Origin of the sequence: Haloplanus sp. XH21 (genome assembly GCF_023276355.1) — an archaeon.
Taxonomy (GTDB): Archaea; Halobacteriota; Halobacteria; order Halobacteriales; family Haloferacaceae; genus Haloplanus; species Haloplanus halobius.
Window position 1 is genome coordinate 248,185 of record NZ_JALLPL010000001.1, and the last position, 20,739, is coordinate 268,923.

General features: G+C 54.7%; 16 protein-coding genes. 5 read left to right on the forward strand and 11 right to left on the reverse strand.

The annotated features are described in order from the left end of the window. Nucleotides 1-35 precede the first annotated feature (35 nt). From MXB53_RS01250 to MXB53_RS01280, 7 genes are all read right to left on the reverse strand, one after another. Entirely contained in the window at nucleotides 36-581 is a 546-nt protein-coding gene (locus tag MXB53_RS01250) for a TATA-box-binding protein (RefSeq protein ID WP_248895401.1), read from the reverse strand. A 162-nt stretch (nucleotides 582-743) separates the two neighbouring features. Continuing rightward, complete coding sequence (locus MXB53_RS01255) at nucleotides 744-4,847, reverse strand: Eco57I restriction-modification methylase domain-containing protein (RefSeq protein WP_248895402.1); 4,104 nt, start codon at nucleotides 4,845-4,847, stop codon at nucleotides 744-746. Between the two features lie 3 nt (nucleotides 4,848-4,850). Continuing rightward, a complete protein-coding gene (locus MXB53_RS01260; protein WP_248895403.1) occupies nucleotides 4,851-5,042 on the reverse strand; it encodes a hypothetical protein in 192 nt (63 codons plus the stop codon). Nucleotides 5,043-5,163: 121 nt separating this feature from the next. After that, complete coding sequence (locus tag MXB53_RS01265; RefSeq protein WP_248895404.1) at nucleotides 5,164-6,054, reverse strand: hypothetical protein; 891 nt, start codon at nucleotides 6,052-6,054, stop codon at nucleotides 5,164-5,166. A gap of 376 nt (nucleotides 6,055-6,430) precedes the next feature. Beyond that, nucleotides 6,431-8,737: an ATP-binding protein gene (locus tag MXB53_RS01270; RefSeq protein WP_248895405.1), complete on the reverse strand. Its 2,307-nt coding sequence runs from the start codon at nucleotides 8,735-8,737 to the stop codon at nucleotides 6,431-6,433. Next, on the reverse strand, nucleotides 8,734-9,819 hold the full coding sequence (locus MXB53_RS01275) for a metallophosphoesterase family protein (RefSeq protein WP_248895406.1): 1,086 nt from the start codon (nucleotides 9,817-9,819) through the stop codon (nucleotides 8,734-8,736). The genes MXB53_RS01270 and MXB53_RS01275 overlap by 4 nt, the downstream gene beginning before the upstream one ends. 77 nt (nucleotides 9,820-9,896) lie before the next feature. Further along, nucleotides 9,897-10,400: a hypothetical protein gene (locus tag MXB53_RS01280; RefSeq protein ID WP_248895407.1), complete on the reverse strand. Its 504-nt coding sequence runs from the start codon at nucleotides 10,398-10,400 to the stop codon at nucleotides 9,897-9,899. Between the two features lie 182 nt (nucleotides 10,401-10,582). On the opposite strand from MXB53_RS01280, the gene MXB53_RS01285 reads away from it, so the two are divergent. From MXB53_RS01285 to MXB53_RS01295, 3 genes are all read left to right on the forward strand, one after another. Continuing rightward, the gene (locus MXB53_RS01285) at nucleotides 10,583-12,310 is read left to right on the forward strand and encodes a DUF2254 family protein (RefSeq protein ID WP_248895408.1); all 1,728 of its coding nucleotides are present in this window, start codon (nucleotides 10,583-10,585) and stop codon (nucleotides 12,308-12,310) included. Beyond that, entirely contained in the window at nucleotides 12,307-12,534 is a 228-nt protein-coding gene (locus MXB53_RS01290; protein ID WP_248895409.1) for a DUF8139 family protein, read from the forward strand. The genes MXB53_RS01285 and MXB53_RS01290 overlap by 4 nt, the downstream gene beginning before the upstream one ends. 86 nt (nucleotides 12,535-12,620) lie before the next feature. Next, nucleotides 12,621-14,042 (forward strand): AlbA family DNA-binding domain-containing protein, encoded by a 1,422-nt coding sequence (locus MXB53_RS01295; protein ID WP_248895410.1) that lies wholly within the window; start codon nucleotides 12,621-12,623, stop codon nucleotides 14,040-14,042. A 320-nt stretch (nucleotides 14,043-14,362) separates the two neighbouring features. Here the strand turns inward: MXB53_RS01295 and MXB53_RS01300 are convergent, their stop codons facing one another. Next, complete coding sequence (locus MXB53_RS01300; RefSeq protein ID WP_248895411.1) at nucleotides 14,363-14,734, reverse strand: hypothetical protein; 372 nt, start codon at nucleotides 14,732-14,734, stop codon at nucleotides 14,363-14,365. Nucleotides 14,735-14,994: 260 nt separating this feature from the next. Here MXB53_RS01300 and MXB53_RS01305 point away from each other — a divergent pair, with 260 nt between their 5' ends. Further along, nucleotides 14,995-15,249 carry a hypothetical protein gene (locus MXB53_RS01305; protein ID WP_248895412.1) on the forward strand — a complete coding sequence of 85 codons (255 nt, stop codon included), beginning with the start codon at nucleotides 14,995-14,997 and terminating at the stop codon, nucleotides 15,247-15,249. A gap of 154 nt (nucleotides 15,250-15,403) precedes the next feature. Here the strand turns inward: MXB53_RS01305 and MXB53_RS01310 are convergent, their stop codons facing one another. Further along, the gene (locus MXB53_RS01310; RefSeq protein ID WP_248895413.1) at nucleotides 15,404-16,483 is read right to left on the reverse strand and encodes a transcription initiation factor IIB; all 1,080 of its coding nucleotides are present in this window, start codon (nucleotides 16,481-16,483) and stop codon (nucleotides 15,404-15,406) included. Between the two features lie 373 nt (nucleotides 16,484-16,856). On the opposite strand from MXB53_RS01310, the gene MXB53_RS01315 reads away from it, so the two are divergent. Further along, nucleotides 16,857-19,076 (forward strand): argonaute/piwi family protein, encoded by a 2,220-nt coding sequence (locus tag MXB53_RS01315; RefSeq protein WP_248895414.1) that lies wholly within the window; start codon nucleotides 16,857-16,859, stop codon nucleotides 19,074-19,076. Here MXB53_RS01315 and MXB53_RS01320 read toward each other — a convergent pair. Beyond that, nucleotides 19,073-20,146 carry a hypothetical protein gene (locus tag MXB53_RS01320; protein ID WP_248895415.1) on the reverse strand — a complete coding sequence of 358 codons (1,074 nt, stop codon included), beginning with the start codon at nucleotides 20,144-20,146 and terminating at the stop codon, nucleotides 19,073-19,075. The genes MXB53_RS01315 and MXB53_RS01320 overlap by 4 nt on opposite strands. After that, the gene (locus tag MXB53_RS01325; protein ID WP_248895416.1) at nucleotides 20,127-20,573 is read right to left on the reverse strand and encodes a hypothetical protein; all 447 of its coding nucleotides are present in this window, start codon (nucleotides 20,571-20,573) and stop codon (nucleotides 20,127-20,129) included. Before MXB53_RS01325 ends, MXB53_RS01320 begins: the two co-directional genes overlap by 20 nt. Between the last annotated feature and the right edge of the window lie 166 nt (nucleotides 20,574-20,739).

The window sequence follows — 20,739 nt, forward strand, 5'->3', positions numbered from 1 at the left end:
GATACATTCTACAGTATGATGAAAGAAGAGTCATTTCACATTCCAACCCCCTCGAGCAGGGTTATCACCGACTCAATTGTGTCTGCTGCGAGTGATTCGTTTGTTACACCTGTTATGACCACTTTTCCAGTCGCAAAAACCAGGGCAACTGAATCAATGGATGGAGGACGAAAAATAAGACCAGGGAACTGCTCGGGCTCGTACTCAACATTTTCTAGTCCGGCGTGGATAGCTAATGCCGACAAATTAATACTGTTTTCAAGGTCGCATGTGAATACCATATTCTTGATGGAAAAATGTAGATCTTCTTGACTGCTTGTAACGCCCATCTCTTCAAGTAAATCAAGAACATTTGAGCGTGTGTTTTGTAGCCCATCTTTCGATGTTGCACCACTGATAATATACTTTCCAGTTCGTGCTACAACAACGGTTGGGCCTTCGTCTTTAAATTTGAAATATAGTCCTGGGCCTTTGATATAGACAATTTCAAGCGGCAAATCATCAGCTAATCTACGGAGGTCTATTTCAACGTCAAGTGCCCCAGAACCTACTATATTAACAACTTCTAATTTATTATTCATATTTGACCAACTGTCTTGTCGGGGAAGGCCACGGGGGATTTGCGAAGCTGTCCCTCTGTAGTGGAGACATAAGGAGGTGACCGCCGTTCAGTTGTTCTTCGATCTTCGTGACTTCTCTATGTCTACCAGCGAATTTGACGCAATCATTGACAACGAAGCCAGTCATCCTTCTTCTGACTCAACGACTTCTATTTCCTCATCGGTCAACCCGTAGAGATCATAGACGATTTCGTCGATGAGTCGGTCAGTCTTTACGATCTTCTCGTCCAACTCTTCGGCACGCTCTTTTGTTTTAATATACCTCCGGAGATCGTCAACGACCTCGTCGGGGTCAGGGAGTGTGATGACCTTCAGCCGATCAATTAGCGAGTTGGTCTTCGTGGCATTGTCTCGGAAGCCTGCAAAGCCGTCGGCCTCCTCAACTGCGACAGGGACGAACGCTCCAACCAGCGCGGCCTCCTCCTCGCTGAGGTCGGTTAGTGCGAACGCTTCTTTGTAGTCGGTTTCCGTGTATCCCCACTGATCTGTGTCGTGTTCATTCTCGTTCTCGGGCTTGTATCGGGCCGTTGCGTAGATGGTAACGCGGCGACCGTCACGTTCGGTTTTCACATCGCCGACACGAAGGTTCTCGTAGTCTTCGGTGGTGGCGTTAAGGATGCTGGAGTTAGTAGGCTGAAAGAGCCCGATATCGGGAAGAGTAGGGCCATCAGTGTAGTTGCCCAGGTAGTCGAGGAGATCGAGGTTGAGATCTCGAAGTGAGTCATAATCTGATTCGATACTCTGTGCTAAGAAGGACAAAACATCGTGCTTAGTTCGGTCTGTTTGTTGGCGGAGGTGATCGACGAATTGTTTCAGTGAGGTATCCGAATTGATATACTCCATATACTCTGAGTTAATGTTGTAGTCATCAGACTCCGAAGAAGTCAAATCAAGATCTTTTATTGGGAGTTTTCGTAGATGAGACGGTTTGACTTCATATTCGTCAAATACCCAATTGAAGTACGAATCAAGCAACTCCGAGTTCAGGAGTGCTAAAATATAACCTAAGTCATAGTTCACTTCGTCATTCAATACAACGTTAGATACACGATTTAGGTTGTAATACTGTTCGCGGTCAAGAGTTGCAACCAATTTCCGAGCAAGCCCCCGTCGGGTTCTCTGAAGTAGAATTTTGTCATCTGTAAAAATATACTCAGGAGGAAGTGTACGGGCTTTATCGCCATACTCTTCAATTAACTCGGGATCATAACATATCCACTCGCCACTCCATTCTAGGTGATATCGATCAATATCCCTGCCCGAAACCATCCGATGATACCGATCATCTTCTTTTTCGTCACTCACCATCACATCGCGTATATACCCCGTATTTATTCCTACAGTCACATATGCCAATTTTTCCAGCAGAATTTCGCTTTCCATTTTGTCGACAATATTTCGGCGTTCAGGCGAAATTGAAATATTGAAAATTTTATTTTCTGAGGACTCAAATTCGGATTGATGGATGTCGTATTCTTGGTTCGGAGATCGTAGGTCCTGTCCATCTTCGTTGAACCGAATCCGGGTATCCGTGGGTTCACCACCCACTTCTAGTGTCTGGATTACGCTTTCAAGAGTTACACCATCAAACACCCCCTGACCAAGATAGTATATTTCCTTTATTGATGAGCTGTTTAGAATATATTCGCGGAACCTCTCCATCTTATCGGCAGATAGATAGGTATTTGGAATTATATACGAGGTCCTTTTGCCATCTTTTGCCAACTTAATCGCCTTCTCAGTGAAATAGATATAGTTCTCATAATTATACTGATGTGAATCATACACTGAAGAGAGGTAGTCTTTCTCAGCATCACTCGGAATCTCTCGGTATCCATATGGGGGATTACCAATAACGGCATCAAACCCTGCGTCAGCTGATCGTTCACCCGCTTCTCCATAGTAAGCGACCGGGAACTCAAGCTCCCAGTGGAAGAACTTCTCCTCTTCGGCTATCGCCTGAGCGCTCTCAAACCAGTCTTGCTTTTTGATTTCTTCCCACGTATCGTCCCGGAGTGCCTCGGCCATCCGTTTGTAGGCGTCCTCTGGGATATCCACCCCGAACGTTTCAGCAGTGTGGACATTCGCCATTGCCAACAGGCGCTGATATAACGGATCGTCCTTGACGTCCTCGAAGGCCGCCTCCATCTCCTTAACGTCCGCTAGGGATTCGTTGTCGATAGAGAGCAAGTCTTGAAAACGATCCATCACGTGCTCCAGAGCCTGTTGACGCGTGCGTGCGAACGACTGCTGGAGGGTAAGCTGTCCGTCCTCAGTCCCAGACTCGCCGTTGTCGAGCACATCCTCGATGTCGCTCCCGATGAGCGAGTTGCCCGTCTTCAGATGGTGGTCGAGGAATGCAAGTGGCTGTTCAGCGGCGAGGGTACGGAGCCACAGCGACACCTTTGCTAATTCCACCGCGAGCGGGTTTAGATCGACACCGTAGATACAACGCTGGGCGACCTGCCGGCGCGCCCAGTTGATGTCACGTGACTGGTCGATAGACTCAATTCCTTGCTGTTCAGCCTGTCGCTCTTGTGCGTTGATAATCTCACGGGCGAGGTAATCAATCGCGTTCGTCAGGAAATGTCCGCTCCCCATCGCTGGGTCAAGAATTTTCAACTCGAACACCCGTTCTGCGAAATCCTCGGCAAACTGGCCTCCACCCTCCTTCCCCCAAGGATCACTAGCTAACAGGTCCTGGTAGATATCGTCGACGAGTGGTCCAAGCGTCTCCTCGACGATGTACTCAACGACGTACTCCGGCGTGTAGTACGACCCTGTGGCTTTCCGTTCGCCAGAACCAGTCGAAAGGTGGACTTCACCCTCCTCGACGATCACCTCGTCACCCTCGTCGGCAGGGACGTACTCACCGTCCTCCAGTGCGAGCGGTTCGTCAGCGACGTCGAGCTGATACTCGAGAAGTCCCTCGTAGATGCTCCCCAGGTGGCGGACGTCCAGCGACGAGTAGTCGACGAAAATCTTCCCGCCGCCGTTGCCGTTCTGACTCCTGGTGAGCAGTTCGATGACCTCAGCGAGATAGGCATCCCCGACCTGGTGGTTCGCGAGGAACCGGGCTTCGACGCTGTCGTCCTGGTCCGGGTCAGTTCTGAACAGCCCACCGTTGTACGCCGGGATGTAGAGGTCCTCCTCCGGAATACCGCGCGATTTGCTCCCCTGGTCGATGAGTTTGAACAGCTCGTCCAGCCGGTCCCAGAGGTTGTCTTGCCAGTCGCGATACTTCGGATTCGGGCTGTCGAGTTCTTCAGCGACGTCCTGTTTGAGCGTGTTCAGACTGTAGGATTCCTCGTAGATCTCGTTGTTCGTGTCGAGCAGGTCACGACCCTCACTCTCTGCGTAGAGCACGAAGATGAGCCGGTAGAGGTAGATGAGCGAACTGTCGTGAATGAGGTCGAGATCGTCTTCGGAGAGGTCGTTATCCGGGTACTGCATGAACCCCTCCGAGAGGACCTTGATTGCCTCGTAGATGTTGTCCTGTAGGTCCTCTCCCAACTCCTGAGCGAAGACATTGGACTCGTCGTAGACTTCGTCCAGGAAGCACTCGCCGCTGGAGTCCTCGAGGAATGCGCCGTGCCTGAAGAAGAGGTAGAAGTATTTGAAGTCTTCAAGATCGCCCTTTTCGAGGACGGTCGGCAGGTCGATCTCGTAGTAGGAGTCGAGGCGATGGCTCGTCGGGCCGTAGTAGAGCCGCCACTTCTTCCCGTCGGTGAGGACGGCCCACCGCGCCGGCGTCTCCTGCAGGTAGACGTGAATCTGGTAGCTCGGGTTCTCGAAGTCCCGTTCGTGTTCTCCACTCCCGCGGGTGTCGAGTGGCCGATCCCAGCGCTTGGCGTCCGCGACGGCGACGGCGTCCTTGTAGAAATCGCCACCTTCCTCGCGGCGCTCGAACGCGCCACGTGCGGCGTCCTCGGACTCGAAGAAGCCGTAGTCGGGCCGACGTTGGGTCCGGCTGGTGCTCTCCTCAACCTCGAAGGGAATGCCCAGCTTCCGGAACATCGGCCGGATGAACTTTTCCTCGAGCTGGGACTCGTTGCGCTTGGGAGCCGTCCCCCTCTCGCGCTCCCACAGGTCCATGATGTCCGCTTTCGCCTCGCGGAGTTCGTCCTCGCTGAGTTCGTCCCACGCCTCGGTCTCGGGGAGGTGCTCGTCGAGGTAGTAGTTCGAGAACAGGTCGCGATTCGTTCGGTAGGTGAGTGCCGTTTGCATGGATTATCGGGGAGTGACGATGAGAAATCGATCCGCGTCCTTGCTGTCGATAAGCGCGTGAGCGACGTCTTTCGTGTCGGCAACGTCGACGTCGACTTCGTCGCCGATCTCGGCCTTGAGCTCTTCGAGCTCGGAGCCGGAGATGTTGACTCGCCCGGAGTTGCCCGAGTTCCGGGCGATTGATTTACGAGTCATCTCGGATACTAAGCCTGTTTCAGCCCCCCAATATAGTCTTTACTTAGACTATTCTACCTCGCCCTCAACTGCAAAACACACCGACCGAGTCTGTGGATCTTGGATGGCTAGCTGAATCGCATTAGGAGAGTCTCTCGATTTTGTCCTTGTCAGCGTCGGTGAGTAGCTGAACGTCGTACTCCTCCTCGAGCGCAGAGATACTCTGTAGCAGCTGAAGGGCTGTCTCCTCGTCGCCCTCCTTCAAGTGGTACTTCGCTTGTTTTCGCTCGACCTTGGCAACCCCCTTCCTTCCGTCGTGCCAGGATACGATTTCGTAATAGTACTGCTTCGCCTGGTTAAGATGTGACCACCATGCGTCGGTGTCCCCGTCCTCTTTGCGGATCTCTTTCGACAGATCCCAGTGAGCATCTGCCAGTTTATTTGCAATCGATTTCTTTCTGTTCTGGTCGTCGACGAGTTCGTATGCCTCCTCAAGGAGTTCAATAGCCTCCTCCAAATCTGCCTCGTCACTGCTGTCCAGAAGTTCATTGATACGGTCCTGATTCTTGAGGGACTGGCTCTTCCAGACTGTATTACCGTCGAGGTCGATACCCCGGTACCGTTCGTCCTCGTCTAAGAGGTATAGAACAATCTCGCCGTCAATCTCTCCGAACTCCTGTGCTGGACTGTTGAGATCTGGCGTGTCGAATTTGGTGGCCAGCTCGCCTGACCCGACGTCAAAGATGTACACTGAGCGATCAGGATTGTGGGTCGCTGTGGAGGCGTACTGGCCGTCTTCGGTAATCGCACACTCCCAGATGTTCGCATCGAATTCGTGCTCAATACGTGGCTGACCATCAGGGGCGACGACATCGAACGTCCCACCGAGATCCTGATCGTCGGCTTCTCCGATGTCGGTGACGCCAACATGACCGGTATCGGCGACGACAACGTCCTGTGCTCGCGTTACAGTGAATGCGTGTTGTACCTCTCTATCCCCCGTTATCACTATGATTGGGGTACCACCATTCATTCCAGAGCGTCCATATAAACATCTCCACCCGCCGTTTGGCGATGACACTGATGAGAAAGTGACCCGTTCGCCGCGGAATTGTCCGTGGATGAATTCGCTGTCCAATGAGTCCTCAATCACGATCTCCGGTTCCGGTTCTGGATCGTTCTTTGAATTAGAGTCTCCATCTCCTCCGAACAAGCGACTGAACAATCCCATGAGACTAGTCACCGTGGGTCGTGGAATAAAGATTGTCAATAGGTTTGGGTATGTCAAATGTGGACTGGTATTTTCTTCTTACCAAACAAAGGCTCCCAACTGCATCTTTGTGTTTGGTAAGAATCTAATACGGTACGTCTCGACCCGCAGAAGTCGTGAGATCCATCCATTAGCACGTTCAGCTGAGCGGGTCAAGCATCCGGCAATGCAAATCGTGCGTCTCGACGAGATCGTTTCCAACCTCGTCCTTGGCAGTGAAGTAGAGGATTTGCCATCCATCATCAGCGAGCTCTCGAAGAACCTCGAATCCTTCCTGAAGCCGTGTACGGTCTGCTGGGAGGAAGGCGTCGTCCAGAAGGAAGAACCCAGGTTCGGAGCTCAGTAACTGCTCTGCGAGCCCAACACGAGCTGAGAAATACAGCTGTTCGGTCGTCCCGTGGCTGAGTTGCTTAGGTGTGAGGACCTCCTGTCCGTCCCTGTGGACCTGCAGGATCCTCTCCTCAGCATCGTAGGTAACACCCGTGTATCGGTCGTCAGTAATCGCCTGGAACACGTCTGTAGCCCGGCTTTTAGTGCCAAAGAGGTCCGTGATCTTCTGTTCCTCTTCCGCCTCAATGCCGTCGAAGATATCGAGCGCTTCCCGGGCAATATCTGCGTCACGCTCGATCTGCTCTACAAACTGATTCAAGTCGTGGACGACGTCTTGAAGCCCTTCGATAGAGCGCGACGGCAACGATACGGATTCATCAAGGAATGGCTCAGCAGAGAGGGCCTGAATCCGCTCGTCAAACTCACGCAGTCGTCGGTCGTGAGTCTCTAACTGCTCTGTGAGCTCATCGCGACGGTGGGTCAATTCCTCCTGTTGCTTGCGAAGTGTGGCTAGTCGATCCGGGTCGTACTCGTCCGCGTCCACGCTCTCATCGACGTCCGCGACCATCGCATCGAGTTCTGATTCCCAGTACTCGAGTTTCGCCTCTTGATCTGGTGTCGTCGTGCTCGGCGTGCCAAGAGCGTCTGTGAGACTTTGCGCTGCTTGGTCATGCTTCCGTTCGAGGGCCTCCTGTGCGGTCACACGCTCGCGGTACTCCTCGATGTCGGCGGCGTCTACCTCCTGAAGCAGCGTTTGTTTCTTCTCTTGGTTCGAGCGTCGCTCTTCCCGCTCTGTTTCGAGGTCGTCGTTACGCTCCTCGATGAGTTCGTCCTTGACCTCGATTTGTCGTTCGAGTTCGTCGCGACGATCTTGCAAGCCGGCTAACTCGTCGCGAAATGCTCTGATCGCTGGCCCGATTTCGTCGGTGGTAGTGACATCGAGCCCTGCGTCCTGCGCTTGCTGGAGAACCTGTTCCTGCTCTCGTTCCGCGGCCGCTACTGATCGATGTTGCAGACCATACCAGCCCGCAGCGATGGCGCCGATTACCGTAAGGAGAATGCCCGCAATCGTGCTCCCGACGATTGCTGCGACCCCGCCCAGTCCGAGCCCAACGAGTGCAGTGTACTTCGCGAAACGCATCCCCCGGGATGCCCCGACCGCCTCACCGTGGGACTCCCTGAATGACGCAAGCGCTTGTTCAACTTCATCAATATCGTCGGCCCGTGCCTCCAGCGGTGCCAGCTCTGCTTCGACGGAGTCTTTCTCGGTCTTGAGCTGTGTCCGCTCCTCACGTAGCGATGAACGCTTGTTTTCGAGGTCCTCAATCTCGTCCTCGGCTGCAACGATCTCGCGGTTGAGCTGTTCTAACTCTTTGAGGGTCGATTGGGACACCTCATCGTCGAGCTGCTCGATTGCCTCTCTATACGTGGTCAGCCGTTCCGTAAGTATCGCGTGGGTGTCCCACGTTTCGGCGGCCTCCTGTGTCTCAAGCTCGTCTTCACACCGCTGGAGTTCAGTTGTGACGGCGACGACCTCTCGCTCGACTGCTGCGATATCGTTCGCTTCGGCGTCAGCGATATACTCCTGGATGTCCACGGCGAGGTCGTCTGCCTGATCACGCACATCTGCTGCATTCGATCGGCTGCGGGCCGACGACAGCCCTCGGCCACTGACGCTGGTCAGTCGTCCGTGCTCAACGAGTCGAGACTGGATCGCGTCGATCTCGTTCGTGTGGAGGTCGCCGATCTGCTGGGTGACCGAATCGTAGAACTCGTGTTCATCGCGAAGTTGCAGGTCACTATCCCGGATGACGAAGATGTTTCGAAGATGTTGTGGCGAGAGGTCCACCAGATCGCTGAGAACCGATCCGTCGCCGAGTTTCTGTTCGGTGCCGCCGGTCTCGACGACAACATGGCCGCTCGGGGATTCGTCAACTCGGGAGACGTGCGGGATCGCGCTTTCAATATCCGGCTCGAGTAATTTGAGTACGGCTTCTAATAGCAGTGTCTTCCCGGACTCATTCGGCCCATAGAAGACTTCGAAGTTGTCTCCACACTCGTGAGTGAAGCGGGGAAGTGGCCCGTAGCGATCGATTTGGATGTCGGTCAGCTTCATGTGAGCTTCCCCTCCGCGGCCAGATCGGCGAAGATCGCGAGCATTTCTTCCCAGACGTCGTCCTGGAAGCCCTCCACATCGTAATCGTCGCGCTCCTCGACAGCGTGGAGTTGCTCACGCTCCTCGAGCCGCTGTTGAAACGTCTCGAACAGGGGATGTGACAGGATATGTTCGACTGTTCGGGTGCTGTTCTCGACGTAGATGTCGCCACTCACATCAGAGAGGGCTGCACTGAACGCCGTTTCATCCATCTCAGTGAATCCGTCGACGCTGATCTTCGGTTCGACGTGCCGGTTGTCCCAGGTGGTTACTTGCGATTGGATTTCTTCGAGGACACGCTCCTCGTCCCCGGGAGTGACCCGGAGATCGAGCGTATCATAGTGGAACGAGTCGAGGGGCTGGAGCTGGACGTCCTGGGCTGCTTCGGTGTCGATGAGGACACTCGTCCGTCGACCTATCTCTTTCCGTGTTACCGACGCTGGAGTGCCGGGATAGACGAACGTTCCTCCATTCGAGAGTTCAGTTCGGTGCTGTGAGTGGTAGTGCCCCGCGAGATAGTAGTCGAAATCCAATTCGGCAAGTTCCTCTTTGGTGATGGGGAAATACCGTTGTTCGCCCTCGTCTCCGACGCCACCCTGAACAGGAGCTTCCAAGCTACAGTGTAACAGAAGGGCTTCTGTCCCGTCGAATGGTTCTCTATCACGCAATCCAACGAGGAGCTCGTCAGTCGCCTGTGGTGTATACGGGAGCGCGGTAACTCGAGTGTCGTGGATGACGAACTGGTCGAAAGGCGTCTCGGTTGCGGGCGTGAACGATTCGCCGAAGAAGAGGTTACTGCGGAACGCATCGGCGTCGTGATTACCTGGAATCGTCAGGATTGGATACGAACGGTCAGAAAATAATTCTCGGAGGGATTCCCGTAGCTGCTCCGCTGCGACATCACTATCGAAGAGATCGCCACCGATCGTAACGAGATCGACATCACTGGTATCCGCTTGTGAAAGGACAGTTTCTAACGCCGCCTGGCGTTCATCAGCGTCTGGTGTGAGATGAATATCTGCAGTATGTAGGATTCGTACCATCTAATTACCGTGTCATCTCACTCAATTCCACGACTGAGTAAAAGGCGTTAGGGTAAGCTGATTCTTTGTGTCCCGCCTCAGTAGGTATCGAGCTCTTCACGAAGCCGGTACTCCATATGAGAGAGCCGTTCTTCCAATTCAGATACTTCCTCGTCGAGGTCGCTCTCGATCTGTCGAAAACGACTTGAGAGGGTTCCAAATGGTGATTCCGGATTTGGGTCACTCACTTCATCAAGTTCTGCAATAGGGTTGAGCCCTGGACCATCCCAGGTGAAGTAGAGTCCAGCGTCTGAATCTCTATCTCCGGAAATGTACTGGAAAGCCACCTCTGAGCGCCAGTATCGATATTCAAGAATATTTGCGATAATCGATTGTCGGGCTGCTTTTGCTCCTTCGAGAGCGTCGTCGCCTACCAACTGGTTAGGAAATAGGTGCTGATGATCCTCAAGGAGGTGCTCCTCTATCTCCTTGATCGAGAACGCTTGGTCCTCGTTGTTTGAGAGAAGTGAGTTGATCTCGACGGTGATTGGATCATATCTGCCTGCGTGTTTCCACTCTTCAGAGTCAGTATCTACCGGCATATGTCCCTTCAGATAGCGTTCCAATAAAACCGTACCGCCGGCATATAATTCGATATCAAAACAGACGTATCGCAAGGTCTTCACCCCCACTGGAACTCTCAAATTCGCTGAGAGAGGGAGACCGTGCTAAGATTGACAGAATTATGTAGTGACAGTGAGCAGGCCAGGGTAAGAACGAGTTTATGAATGCCCGCAACTGGCGAGGGGTACTTCCGGAGTGGACTCACCTACTCATAGTTCGGTACACTCTCCTCACGCTCGCTACGGTTGCGGTGGTCGCGACGCTGACTGCTCTCCTCAACCCGGCTGTTCAGACCGAGAATATCAGGGCGCTACTGACGACGTTAGCGACGGCAGAAGCCTCCGTCTTGGCGATCGTATTCTCCGTGACCGTCGTCGCCCTACAGCTCGTTGTGACGCGATATTCGGCCCGCCTCACCTCACTGTTCATCAAGGAGCCGCTGTTCCGTACGACATTCGCGCTCTTCGTTGGCGCTATTGCGTTCAACCTGCTGGTCGTCTATCTGCTCCCGATACAGAACAGCCGCCTACTGAACGCAGTCGTCGGAATCGCGTTTGCGCTTGCTGCTGTCTCCACGTTTGCGCTCTACCAATTCATCCAGCTGATGATCCAGCGCAGCTCCCCCGACGATCTCATCTCGGTGTTGGTCGAACGGGAACTCGCACCGGACGAATACCTTCCAGCGACCGCAACGGAATTCACCGAAATCGAGGTCCATCCGATTCGGCCACTGTACCGAACGATTGCTCGAGCCATCGAGCTGGGCGAATACCAAACCGCAGAACAGGGGATCTACGGACTTCGGACGGTTCTCATCCGGACGTTCGAGCACCTCGAAAGCGAACACTCCGAAGAAGACGCCGCCCAGTACGCATCGGCTGTTTCGACTGAGGTCCTCACAGAGTATATCCCGCTGATCTTGGAGCAAGCATACACCCACGAGCAAAACGACCTGGTTTCGGACGCAGTCGACGATGTCGAGGCGGTCGCTCTCGACGGGCTCGACCACGGCTTTACTGACGTCGCCGAGGACGCTGCTGAGGGACTCGGAGACGCGTTCGATGCGGCGCCCTTGACGTGGGAGGGGAATCGGCTTCGGAGCCCAGTCAAAGAATCGCTGCTCGAACTAACGAAAGCCACAGGCAGCGATGCTGAGTATACGACGTTCTTGGCGGTATCGCACCATCTGGATCATCAGATGGCTGTTCTTCTCCGACGACGACCGGATGCGAACGTCACACACCGGCTCGTCGGTGACTACTACAGCCGGGAGGTGGGCGAGATATTCGAAGTCCTCGTTAACCGGTACGGCGCCGACGTGCAAGACCAAGATATCAATTGGATCTCCCCTACTGAGGGTCGAAAGTGGACACTCCCCGATGAGGCGGAGCCACTGCGACACGTCTGGCGCGAATATGCCAGCTTCACGCAGACCGTTCTCCGATATCGCGCCTCGGAGGAGGAGGAGTACCCATTTGTCGAAGGGTCCATCGACGATGGCTGGAAACGAATCACCGAATCTGCTGCCGATGCCGGGATTGATGGCCTGGCAACGCTGTGCTGTATTACGACGATTCAACTTGCCTATCGTGTTGATCAGCTCGAAGACGGCCGTCTCGGGATGTGGACAAACAACCTTGGGCTCCTAAGGCGTGATTACGACCCGACAATCGTCGACCGGGCATTTGCGCTCCTCAAAGCGGGTGAGCAGCCGGAGGGACGCAACATCTCAGTTCGAACCTTTGATCCTGCCTCCGATGACACAAACGAAGGATTCATCCAACGGTTCTTCGGAACTGACGAGGAAGACACACCATTCGAGGAGTGGCTCGTCGAGTTCGAGAAAGACGTCCACGAACGAACGGAGTATCTCCGGGAGCGAGAATGACCGACCACCAGTTCGAGGAGGGTGACCGTGTGCGAATCGAAATTCCTGATGAGACGGACCTGGATTATGACCGGCTACACGGGCGATACGGCGAAATCATCGCTATCTTAGAGGACGACGCCGGCGCCGTCACGGGTGATGATCGCGACGCCGTGCTGTACCGTGTTCAGCTGGACGACGGGACAAAAACGGATGTTCGGTGGCGCGATCTCCGGCCACCCTGAGGGCACGTTATCCAGAATTTGATGGATTAGGGTGGGAAAGGGAGACTCAGCCGAAGGACTATCTGTACTTGGCATAGAGGGACATTATGATCGATTTCGACCCATTTGGAAAGCCTCTGAAGGATGTCGAATTGGAGGATTTAGATCGCCTTTCAGAAGAGAACGTGTCCGAAGGCACCTATATTGAATACAAGCGGAGGTTTCCCGATTCTCAGAGTATTGCAAAGGTTATTGCTTCATTTGCAAATACTCACGGTGGATATTTCCTTATTGGCCTTGCTGAAGAAGATCTCACAAATATAGCCTCGGGACAGATCGGGGTTAATGTTGAGGAATATCCCAATCCAAAAGAGACCATACGAAATATTGTACGGGATCACCTAAACCCATCACCGAATTTCACCAGTCGGGTGATACGGCGACCGGATTACGATGATTACGTGATCGTTCTGATTGAAGTTCCCGAAAGTCATAACGCACCCCACATACACAGCAGCGGGAAAATTTATACACGTACAGGCGAGGGTAGTGACCCAATCTCGCCTGAAACTGATCGCTGGACCCTCGACAAACTGTATGAACGAAGAAATGAGTGGAACGAACGAGTACAACAATTTTGTCATCCAGATATAACTCTAACCCGCGGACAATCAGGGGAAACAGAACATCAGGCCGATGGCTGGCCATTTCTTGAGATATATGGGGTGCCCTCTACACTGGGGGACCCGATCTGTTCTGAGGTGCTGGATGATATTGAGGGTTTCAAATCAATTCTTGAGCAATCTGAATTAGTTCTACCAGAGTTCGACGACGTGGAGACTGATGAAGAAACTGCAGAAGGATCACTTGGGATGGGGCGGACCTACGCTGCTTATCGGGCAAGTAGTGACGCGGTGGTAGCTCAACAATGGTTCCAGGAAGAGGATAGTGGCCGAATAGATACAGCGAGCGCACCTGAAACGGTCAAATTCTTCGATGATGGGGGCTTAAAAGCACTTCTTGCTGTTCCTCAACTCTCATTTCCTGAACCAGCTTACGGAGCATGGTCAACCCTCGATCAATCTGTTGATGGAAATATCGATTATATCCGATTTCTTGATGGTGGGGCCCTCCTTCTCAACACGTTCGTCCTTTTGAACTCCTATCTGAATCTACTGGATGAATACAACTGGATGGATAACGCGACGCGAGAACTGCATTTCAAAGCCCGCATCAGAAACGGAAATCGGACAGTATTGATGTTCGAAAGCGAGTGGTTCAGTGATCTTATTGATGAGTTTGGCCCACCGATATCATATGAAGATGTTATTGAGATTCCTCGAACAGGAACGCGAATTCTATATCACGAGGAAGGATCTGAATTTTCTGCATTGCTCCGCTGTCTAACTCTGATTATGGAAGGATTCGGCCTCCCTTGGGAACGCCGTGATCGTGGTACAGAGGAGCTTTGGGATTTGATTTTTGAAATCGGAAATTTCGAGAGCGAGAAAGATACTGATACACACTAAATAATACTAACCGGCTAAATTGAACGGCTGAACCTTGAAAATCAGTAACTATTGGTGAACACGCTGTGATTAGCTCTCGCTGAGCGGCGTGGGGATTCCGTCTGCAGTAAAGCGAGCGACCGCTCCGCAGTTCGCACATTCATCGACGAACGCACAGACTAGAAGCGAGGTTTCTAACTCGCGAACGCCACCGCACACGGAACACTCGTATGCGGTGCGATACTGGACTGACGGACAGTGCTGTTGCCATCGTGTGCGGGGGTTCGCTGTCGGTGTCGCCTTGCCGTGAGACGCTGCTGTCGGGGATCGCTCCCGGTTCGTCATGGACTGCTCGTGATCGAGCTGCCACGCTGAATCAGGAAGCGTGTCGTAGATGCGATCTGGCTTACTGGTGCCCACATCGAGAGCAGCAGACTCGGCTGGCTCGCGTGCGTCATCTGATTGGGATTCCTCGACTGGGCCCCGTCGACGTGTGATGCATCTCGGTACCTGGGAGAAACCGTCTGTGCCCACGCGCCGAGTTCGACGGCCTCCGCTTCCTCGTAGAGCACGCCGTCGATGGCAGCCGCCAGTTCGGCGAGTGGCTCGGAGATCGCGGACTCGCCGTGTTTCTCGACAGCGTTCTCGAACAACCACTCTCGGAGCGTCGCTGCAGTCTCTCTATCGACCGTGTACGATGGAACTGCCTTCATTCGTTTCTCACTCCGCTCCTCGTGGGTACGACAAACCTACAGAGATCATAGGCACCGTCGAGAGCGTCCCTGTTGGAATCACCTCGATTAGAGAGAGCCGACGGTGAAATAGTCCGTATGCCCTCTCAAACCGACCATAACTTCGATTAATGTGGACGTCTAACGTAGACATACCCGTGTCCGCCTTCCAGGGGAGGTAGCCGGGGTTCAAATCCCTGGAGGGGAATGGGTTTGACTCCCAGTCGGTAGGGAAGGCGCTATTGAAACTGGGCAAGGTGGCGGTCACGGGCGGCGTCGAGGAGGTGTTCATCTACATTACGAAACAGATGATGTACAAGATTGCGTCGAGGCTGAATGAGAAGTACAGCATCAAATCAAAAGCGGCCACGTGGGGCAAGAAGGTCGTTAATCGGGCGAAGGCCCGTTCCCCCCACACTCCCCTCTCCCTGCCGGCAACCCGGCTAGTGGATACACTGCAGCTTTCGGATTCGTCCCCCGAACGAACCCTCTTCTAAAGTATCAACAGAGGTCCCGAGAGGTGTATGACACGGCTGTAAGCGAGGTTGTGGCTGCGCGCACAGCGACCGCAGGGAGCGAGCACGGAGCGGTGGGTGGGGTGGAGGGGCGTCCACGGGCGGCGGTCGCCACTAAAACGGGGGAACGACCCGCTCAGCGCAGGGTGTCCCGCTCGTCCCCGAGGCCGACACCCGGGTCGTCGGTGCCGTGTTCGGCTTTGTAGGCATCGACGAGCTCGCGACTGTACCGCGCGATCCGATTTCGGGACGTCGGCACGATCGTGCTCGCCGCCGCGGCGACCTGCCCCTGGGTGAGGTGCTTGCGCGAGAGCAGCCGATCCGCCGCGTACAGCGCCGACGCCGCGACGGTGCGTCGTGGCGTCCCCGGTCCAACCGGCACCTGGTCGCCGAGTTGCATCAGGTGTTGGGCCAGCCGCCACGTCCGCACCGCCCGCGCCCCGGAAATCGTGTCTTCCTCAAGTGCGTCGACCACCGTCATCACGGCGTCCCTCCGGATGACCGGTGCATCGAACCCGCATTCACACCGGATCTTCCGGGCGGCAGCGCACACCCGCTCGTGGGGCGCCTTGGTGTGCGTCGCGACCGCGATATCGATCTCGTTTCGGTCGATCGATGAGGCCCGCACAGCCAGCAAGACGGCGCCGCCGGCGAGTGCCTCCCAGGCCATCCGCCCGCCGGGGAGCCGTGCTTCCGAGGCACTTTGGAGGTACCGTGCTGCCGTCTTAACGACGTGGTCGGGTAGGTCCAGGTTGCCGCCGATCATCTCGATGTCGCGCAGCCCCTCGTTGAGCCGCTTGGTCCGCTTGCGCTTCTTGCAGAACTGGTAGCGCTTGTGCCACTTCCGGAGACGCTGGAACTTCTCCCACTGCTCGTTGCTGAGGGGATTGCCGTGGCCATCGGTGGACTTCCCGATCTTCGTGTGGAGGCCCTTGTCCGTCCGGAGCGGGTCCACGGTTTCGATGCTCTGGTCGGCGTCACCGACCATTCCGAGGTCGTTCAGCGTCGGGCTCAGATCTACCCATTGGTCAGCGACGATCAGCCCGCAAACCGTACAGAACGACTCCTCGTCTTCGGTGATCACCTGGCCTTCGCACTCCGGACATGTCGACCGCGCCGACGGTTCGTGCTCGACCTGAAACGTGCGACTGCGCTGCTCGGTAGTTGACGTCTGTCCGTCCGAAACCAGTAGTTCGCGAGCGTTGTAACTCGACATCGGTTGGTTAGCACCCGAAGGCGCTCACCAGAGCACGACACCGCGATGTCTCAGTATCGCGGATCTCTGACATCCAGAATGGACAGGACTGACTACACGCTCTCGTGCGCTTTCGCGAGCGCCTTCACCCCTCGCGGGCGCGAGCAACAACTCTCGGCGGCGCTTCTATTGGGTATCCTGTGTATGAGGCAAAGGAGGACTACCGCAGAAGTCTGGATCAGGAGTCGCTCTCGCCCATTCGCAGGTGGTAACCGACGATCAGGAGGGCGTCTTCTCCGCGATTAACCAACACCCGCGCGATGGACGCTGCGAGTGTTGGTTAACACATTTCATCGAGTCGAACACCCACCCCCGAAACGCCTAACTTAGCCCCATGACACTGATTACGAAAATGGGGCAGTTCCTCAGCTCATTCCAGATAGCGGTTCCCGAGATTCCTGCTGAGATCTACGAGATATCTGCAAAACTCCCGGACAACCCTTACTCGGAACTAGCTCACTTTGAGAATATTCTGGCGGACAGGTCATGGGGAGAGGCCCACCGCATTCGAGGGGACGATGGAGAATGGTGTATCGCAGTCTTTGGGCACGAACACGAACCTGAGGAGGTCGATGCCGACGGGATAACCCTTAGCTTGGAGGATCAGACCACCCTGAATCCGGAGAATCCACGGCATAGAGGTGCTCTTGGCCAAGCTCTTCGAGATGGATTCGGATCATTCCTGACGTCAGTCCTCGACTGCTGGGAGTACAACGAGCGGGGGAACTTCTACGAGGCCGAGCCAATTCGGACCGTTCGAGGCGAAGAAGCGACCTTCGAGATGTTCCGCGGGGTCCGGACTAGCATCGATTACCGATCCGGTTCCGGGTTCATGCTCAGCCTCGACCCCACCCGGAAATTCGTCGACGAACGGACGCTCGCGGATCGCCTCGAAGCACAGGGCGAATCCGCGGTCATCGACCAGTTTGCGGACGGACGGCGCTACTTCTTCTTCAACCGTCCTGAACCACAACCAGTACAACTGCACTCAGTTTCCGACGCAACCGTCACTGACGAAACGATGAACATCGATGGAGAACCAACCTCGGTGCTCTCGTTCGTCGAAGACAACTACGGGAGTGACTGGGCCGGGAAAATCGATCCAACCGAACCGGTTGTGAAGTACAAGTATTCGGGCGGAGACCGAACCTACGACGCTGCACCGTCACTCCTTCGTCTGATCCCCAATCAAGAGGAGGTCACGACCCAGGCATCGACGCTCGATGCGTACGAACGCTGGGAGGAAGTCCAGGAGTGGATGCGCCCGGTTCATTATATCCGCCTCGGAGACCACGAAGCCGATGTCGCTGACGAACCGATCCAAGAGGGCGTAGATACATTCGATTTCCCGCCGCTCACCTTCGGGGACGATACGGTATTGGAGGTCGGTTCATCCGACTTGACAAGCTCAGGCGACGTGACCAGAGATGTCTGGGAGTATCGAACCCTCGACTATCTCGAAGAGTTCGGACCGAAGCGAAAGCCGATGGACGAGCCATGGGTCGCCGTGCTCCATACAGATTCGACCCGGCAAACGGCATTCGACGCGTTCGACGACGTCCGGGAGTACGTGAAGCGGTACGCTGATCTTGATCTGAAAGAGCAGCCTGGCGGTGTAAGCTTCGAGAGTAGAGCTGAATACGACCAGTGGAAAGAAGAATTTGCTCCAAAGGTTACGGGCGCGTTCGCGTACCTGACCGGTGATGGCCAAACGGAATACTACGACGTGATCAACGCAGTGGCCGGGAAGCCGGTCCAACACATTCGCCACGATAACTATCAACAGGAGCGCAACCGGGATGAGAGTTATTCGCTTAGGAATACAGCGACAGATCTAGCGTCGAAACTCGGTGTGCGACCGTTCCTGTTAGAGGGAGGGCTGTCCGCAGATGTCGTCATCGGCCTGAGTGTAACCGGGGACCAAAGCACCACTGCCTGCTCGGTTACTGTGTCTGGAGAATCGGGGGACGTAATCGACTGGACGAAACAAGCACACGGACGAGGAGATAAGACGGTAGACAATTTCGACCACGCCGAGAAGCTAATTGGCGACGGGATCGTCGAAGCAATCGATCATAACGAGGGGGCCGTCGACTCACTGGTGGTCCACCGGAATGGAACCTACGGAAACGAGGAAATTGCGGGGATCCAATCAGCCGTCGAGAGCCTGAAGGAAGAAGGATACATCGACGACGACTTCAGCTGGAGTGCAGTCGAGCTACGGGATAGTACGTCGTATCGGATATTTTCCGATGACACTGACTGTGAGTGCCAAACCGGAGCGTACGCTGAGGTGGATGGATCCACGATGGTCCTGGCTCCCTCTGGAGGCGAATACACGTATCAGGGAACGCCACGGACATTCCGGATCCAAGAAAAAGCAGGAACGAGTGACATCGATATCGCGGAAATCGGCCAAGACGTCTTCGACCTCTCGTTCTTGGTCTGGTGGTCGCCTGGCTCGAAGATCAGCGATCCGATCACGACCAGATATCCTGCGGAGATGCACAAGTTGTTCGAGAGGTGCCCCCAGCTCAAATTCCTGCCCAGCTAAATCTCGTCCAACCAATACCGATTTGCCTTCAGTCGATAATCGAACTCGGGTACAGTAGAAGGATTGGCCCCATTCTGGATGTGATCACAGAGCTCATCGAGCTGGTGGTTGACACTCGCCGCATCTGAAATGACTGCCTCGACCAATTCGTCATCAGCCCATTCGTCGTAAAAGGGGCGCTTTGATTCCTCATAGCACTGTAGGTGTTGAGAATATTCCGCTCGGACACCCTCAAGCGGGTCCTGGAGTTCCTCCGGGAGATACTCGTCTGCGAGGTCAGTAATGACCTCCACTCGTAATGCGTCTGGGGGATGAAGAAATTCGTCCTCAACACCGACGTCGCGTTGAATGAAGTACGGATTCTGGGAGAGGAGATGGTGGAGTTGGGCACACACGTAGCTTGGACCGAACGCAAAGAAGCCAGCGACGTCGCAAAAGAGCTCGTCGTACCAGTGAATCCAGTTCCCATGAAAATCTCGTTCAGTTCTATCAGAATCCATCTGCCGCCGAAGTTCACCGAACCGTTGGCTGAACTCGCGAGATCGGGAAGAACGCTGGTCCAACAATGCGTGCGCCACTTCGTGTGCCAGGATCGGCGTCGTCGGGACGATATCTCTTCCACGAGGGACGAATATTACGTAGAACTCATCGTCAAGTAGTGGTAAGAGCGCGTAGTTCTCGCGGATGACGGGGAAGCAGGTCACCGAGAGCCCGATCGCATCGGTGAGTTCCTCGCAGATCTCTTCGACATGTTGAATCCGGTCCGACCAACGCTCCCGATGATGGGTGAACAAGTCGAGATGAGTGAGTACGAGCTCCAGATCCGAGATGTCGGCCTCTGCGGAGATGACCTTCGAAAGGTACCGCTGATACAGTGCTTCGTTATCCGGATTGGCCTCGACGTCCGATCGGCGGCTGTCGATTGCTTCGAACGTCCCTCGGATATCGGTGAAATACTCGTCAAACGCAGTTCGAATCGGGAGGTCAGAAAAGCGCTCGGCCTCCTCCTGAAGATGTTCAAACCGCTCCGCTAGATCATCCTCGCGGTGATCAATGATCCGTGTGGGCAACGTAATCCCGTAGTTGTTCTGCGTCCTGGTCGGTCGTTCTCGTCGCCAACTCCTCGACTAACTCCAACACCTCTACGACCTCGTCGAGGTCACCGCGATACTCCAGATCATCCTTCGTCCGTCCTAAAAGGTCCAAATACCGGTTTAGACGGTTGATCGCGTACTTGTCGATATCGCCGTAGTGTTCTCGTACCCGGCGGGCCAAGGTGTACGCGTAGTTGTCAGCCTCCTCCGGGTGCTCCAACGCATCACGGAGCGTTCGGAGAACAGCTTTCCCGTCTTCGAGGTTGTCACGGAGTTCGTCGGCGCGCGTTCTCGTGACGGACCCGTTGCTCTGGAGAAGGGCAAGCGCGTACAGGGCATCATCAGCCTGATCACTGATGTGGCGCCCCGTCTCGTAGCGCCGTTTGGATCTCCAGAGACTCATTCCGTTATAATATTAGAAGGGGTGCTAAATCAGTTTTGCCCAGTGTCCTCAGACGGCCAAACGGGCCCATTTCGACCTATTCACCCGCCTTAGATCCAATTTCTCGGAGTCGTTCGAACTCTATCGAGTTGTGGCTCGCAGCCTTCCAGTGAGTCATGGGTTCCAG

Excerpts from the sequence above, each read along its gene's own strand:
- MXB53_RS01255 (WP_248895402.1), bottom strand. The coding sequence starts at position 4,847 with ATGCAAACGGCACTCACCTACCGAACGAATCGCGACCTGTTCTCGAAC.
- MXB53_RS01260 (WP_248895403.1), bottom strand. The coding sequence starts at position 5,042 with ATGACTCGTAAATCAATCGCCCGGAACTCGGGCAACTCCGGGCGAGTC.
- MXB53_RS01265 (WP_248895404.1), bottom strand. The coding sequence starts at position 6,054 with ATGAATGGTGGTACCCCAATCATAGTGATAACGGGGGATAGAGAGGTA.
- MXB53_RS01300 (WP_248895411.1), bottom strand. The coding sequence starts at position 14,734 with ATGAAGGCAGTTCCATCGTACACGGTCGATAGAGAGACTGCAGCGACG.
- MXB53_RS01295 (WP_248895410.1), top strand. The coding sequence starts at position 12,621 with ATGATCGATTTCGACCCATTTGGAAAGCCTCTGAAGGATGTCGAATTG.
- MXB53_RS01325 (WP_248895416.1), bottom strand. The coding sequence starts at position 20,573 with ATGAGTCTCTGGAGATCCAAACGGCGCTACGAGACGGGGCGCCACATC.
- MXB53_RS01290 (WP_248895409.1), top strand. The coding sequence starts at position 12,307 with ATGACCGACCACCAGTTCGAGGAGGGTGACCGTGTGCGAATCGAAATT.
- MXB53_RS01310 (WP_248895413.1), bottom strand. The coding sequence starts at position 16,483 with ATGTCGAGTTACAACGCTCGCGAACTACTGGTTTCGGACGGACAGACG.
- MXB53_RS01275 (WP_248895406.1), bottom strand. The coding sequence starts at position 9,819 with ATGGTACGAATCCTACATACTGCAGATATTCATCTCACACCAGACGCT.
- MXB53_RS01285 (WP_248895408.1), top strand. The coding sequence starts at position 10,583 with ATGAATGCCCGCAACTGGCGAGGGGTACTTCCGGAGTGGACTCACCTA.
- MXB53_RS01315 (WP_248895414.1), top strand. The coding sequence starts at position 16,857 with ATGACACTGATTACGAAAATGGGGCAGTTCCTCAGCTCATTCCAGATA.
- MXB53_RS01250 (WP_248895401.1), bottom strand. The coding sequence starts at position 581 with ATGAATAATAAATTAGAAGTTGTTAATATAGTAGGTTCTGGGGCACTT.
- MXB53_RS01270 (WP_248895405.1), bottom strand. The coding sequence starts at position 8,737 with ATGAAGCTGACCGACATCCAAATCGATCGCTACGGGCCACTTCCCCGC.
- MXB53_RS01280 (WP_248895407.1), bottom strand. The coding sequence starts at position 10,400 with ATGCCGGTAGATACTGACTCTGAAGAGTGGAAACACGCAGGCAGATAT.